Genomic DNA, 3,840 nt, shown 5'->3' with positions numbered 1-3,840 from the left:
GCTCTCCGGCCGAAAAAAAACTTGTAACTGAAATGCCGCCTGAATGCAGTAGAACTTGTTTATATGCGCAATTTTATTACACAATATATCCGCATGTGGTTGAATTGGTGTAATTTTATTACCTTTTATTTTTAGAATATCTCCTTTAAATTTCGAAGGATTGATATTTATGTTTTTCTTACCAATCCATATCAAAACCATAATCTGAAGGGTCGATGTTCCACTTCTCCAGCAAGCCTCTGGCAGCCCTTAGGTCATATTGGCTGCGGTCCAATTCACCTGCATTTTCTACCATGGCAACAACTGCATCCAAGCTGGTTTTAGATTGGTCTTCTATGCTGTCTATTACGTTAAGTGCATGGGTTCTGGCAAAGGAATTGGGTGTCATCAATACCTCCGCCAGCGCTTCCCTGGCTTTTTCTTTGGCACCCAAGCCATACAATGCCTCAGCCGCTACGGATTTAACATTGGGAGAGGGATCATTTAAGGCTTCCTCCAGCGCTCCTAGAGCAGGTCTGGCCTTTTCGCCCAATATCAATAATCCGGTAGCTCCCCAATACCGCTCCGCAGCTTCTTCCGAATTCAGCAAGTCCATCAATTGTGAAAGGTCTTCTTCTTTGGCCGTTGAAGCCAAATTGGCTGCTTCTATCAATTGCTCCAAATTGATATCGGAGTTGCGCATATAATCATAGGCCGTGGTGCCTTCTGTTCTGTCAATAAGCGCTGCTTCGGGGATAAAACCGGTATCCTTAATTTCCAACATCCAATCTTTGGCCGCTCCACGCATCCGCTCCAAAACATCACGGTATTCAGGATCATTCGCCAGGTTATTTACTTCCCATGGATCATTTTCTGTGTCATACAGTTCTTCCGCTGGCTTGGTATTCCAAAAGGCGGATTGAATGGGGTTTAATTTTCCGGCTTTAAATGCAGCTTGCCAGGACCTAATCGATGGTGCTCTGAATAAATATTCTAGGTACTGCCCATACACCCTGTAGGGGATGTAATTCCGAATGTACCTGAATTTCTGGTCTCGTACTGCCCTACTCATGTCATAGCGCTCATCCATTCTCCCACGAAACATGTACACGTACTCGGGATCTTCTGTTTTCTTCTCACCTAAAAAGGCTTTGCCCTGCAGGTAGTCAGGAATATCTGTTCCGATAATGCTTAGCAGTGTAGGGAATAAATCCACGAAACTGATCATTCGATCTACCTTATCTCCCGGTTTTTCTGCTGGAAACAAATGCTTGTATTTTTCGGGTATTCTCACAATAAAAGGCACCCGGGTACCTGTTTCGTAAACGTAACGCTTACTTCTTGCCAACACCCCACCATGATCCCCATAATAAAACACAATGGTATTCTCCGCTTCGCCACTTTCTTCCAATTCTTGAAGAATTTCGCCGATTTTTTGATCCATGTCCTCCACCTTATCATAATATTGCGCCCAGTCATGTCGCATTTCCGGGGTATCCGGATGGTAAGGTGGCAAAGGAACCTCCTCAGGGCTGTGCCTTAGTTCCTCGTTGGGAATCGACTTATGGATGGAGCTCTCATGGGAAATGGTGGAATTAAATACCGCGAAAAAAGGCTTTCCTTCCGGCCTGTTTTTATAATGTGCCTTTTTACTGGAGTCATCCCAAATATTGACATTTTGCTCCGGATTAATATTGTAATCTTCTTTGGAATTATTGCTGGTATAGTAACCTGCTTCCCGCAACATTTGCGGATAAAACTTTACCACATCAGATTTGTCATAATAACTCCTCATGTGCTGATTCCCTCCCGAAATGGCATAAATCCCGGTCAATATTGTGTTCCTGGCCGGGGCACAAACAGGCACGTTGGCATAGGCATGGGTATAAAGAAAGCCCTCTGCTGCCAAGGCATCCATATTGGGAGTGGTAGCAAATTCATCTCCATAGCATCCGGCGAAGGGACTGTTGTCTTCACTAGTGATCCATAATATATTGGGGAGAGGTAATTCTTCTTCGGGCTTTGCACATCCAAAAAATAACAAGAGCGAAAGAAAATATAAAGTATGTTTCATTTTGGGTTTTACTTATTATTATCGTGAAAACATAAATAAACTCATTTTTTTTGAATTTTTGTAGTGTATAAAGTGAAAACAAAAAATTAATCAATAAAATAGGTTGGTATTATTCTATCCATCTTCCCAAGCCTTTATATTGGCCCCCTCTTTCCTTATGAATCAATACCCAGCCATTGGCTTTGGCCTTTAGTATGGCGCTCAAAATTTTAATTACCAAGCCAATCAATTTGGTATTCAATAATTTGAACACAATTAAAAAGTGTGATTTTTTCCTTATTTTAGCGGGTAAATACATGTCAAAAAACATGAAACCCTACCCTTCTTTCTTAGCAGTCAAAGGTTTTGATAAACTAGCCACAACACTGTTAACCTAATTTATTAAGGGTATTTATATTGGTAAAAGAAGTCTAGGAGCTTTAAAAACAATCGCCCGATATTTTACTAACTGTATCCTCGATCGTAATCCTTCCAACAAGGAATTGAACCTTCCTCTTTTTCCTATAAAATTCAAATAAAACCTTATTTTTTTATGGCATTTCTTTATTAAAAAGAAATAAAATTTTTTTATATTGTATCAAATATGATAAGGTTTATGTCTACAATCCATAAAGGGCTTACAGTTACCGTCACGCTACATGAAGATAAATTGACAGATGTCAATGCCCAATTGTTTCAGTTTCGAAAGGAGCTAAAGACCAACAGGGAACAATTTGAGAAGGCATTGCCCGGCACCTTTTTTATCAGCTGGTTAACCTTGCCCCCACAAGTTTACGAGGAACAGGAACAACTTCCCGCCAGGATTATTCTATTGACAAGCTATGTTGGGGATAAAAACCAACATATTGAAGAGCTTGTTGCATTTTTGGAACCTAAGTTAAAACAGGTTTTTGGCGAAAGTGATGAGTTTCCCATAACCTATTCAGGGGAATCAGAAATGATAGCATTTCTGCACGATAAATCTGTGCCCAACACTTTTTATAGCGGTTTTAAATTTATCAGCACTGAAGATGTGGAAAGGGAAAAAGACCTTAAAGCTGCTGTATGGGAATATGCCCAACAAATGAACACAGACCCCGAGGCTTCCCAACTGCCACCATCTAAAATAAAACAGAAAATTGAGTATTATATAGCGAATAACCCCAAACTCAGCTGGGCTGTTGCCGGTATTCCATATGCCCAAAAAAACAAAATACAGATGCTACTTCCCCTTGTCATTTTCGGCCTGGTAATGGCATGCTCCATTGTATGTATTGTCCTTAGTTTTTTTGTTGATGCCTTATTTGTAAAAGTAATGGCTTGGGTTTTTCCATTGTTTCTTCTTTTTATGGGGGGAATGTTAGTCCTGCTTCGGCAAAATGAAAAAAAAACACATATTCCGGGGAAAGAACTGTCAGATGAAGAAGTAAGAAAGATCGTTGCCTTGGAAACCAATCCGGTTATAAATGAAATGACAGTAATTGCTCCTTTGAAAAAAGGCTGGATCAGGCGGGCCTTCTTAGCTGTAAGTTTAAAATTGGTGGGTCTACTGGCCTACTTCACCTATATCCCCACCGTCCATACTGCCCGCTGGTTGCAACTAGACAAAGGGAAAAGATTGGTTTTTATCGCCAATTTCGACAACCTTTCTGAGGCTTATGCCCATGACTTTGTCGACAGTGAAAGGAGAACAAAGAATATGGCCGTAATTTTTAGTCATGCTTTTGGATTTCCCGCCACCCGCTGGTTGATTCACAAACAGTACAACCACCGCTCTGAATACATGAAAGGGGTCAGGGCCCACCAAA

General features: G+C 40.9%; 2 protein-coding genes. One reads left to right on the top strand and one right to left on the bottom strand.

The annotated features are described in order from the left end of the window. Positions 1-178: 178 nt before the first annotated feature. Positions 179-2,053 (bottom strand): sulfatase-like hydrolase/transferase, encoded by a 1,875-nt coding sequence (locus AAC037_RS21295; RefSeq protein WP_339905463.1) that lies wholly within the window; start codon positions 2,051-2,053, stop codon positions 179-181. A gap of 595 nt (positions 2,054-2,648) precedes the next feature. On the opposite strand from AAC037_RS21295, the gene AAC037_RS21290 reads away from it, so the two are divergent. After that, on the top strand, positions 2,649-3,840 hold a 1,192-nt coding region (locus AAC037_RS21290; protein ID WP_339905462.1), incomplete at its 3' end, for a peroxidase.

Origin of the sequence: uncultured Cyclobacterium sp. (assembly GCF_963976465.1) — a bacterium.
Classification (GTDB): Bacteria; Bacteroidota; Bacteroidia; order Cytophagales; family Cyclobacteriaceae; genus Cyclobacterium.
This window is presented reverse-complemented; position numbering and strand designations above follow the sequence as displayed.

What these genes read in the sequence shown, in the direction of transcription:
- AAC037_RS21295 (WP_339905463.1), bottom strand. Translation starts at nt 2,053, where the DNA reads ATGAAACATACTTTATATTTTCTTTCGCTCTTGTTATTTTTTGGATGT.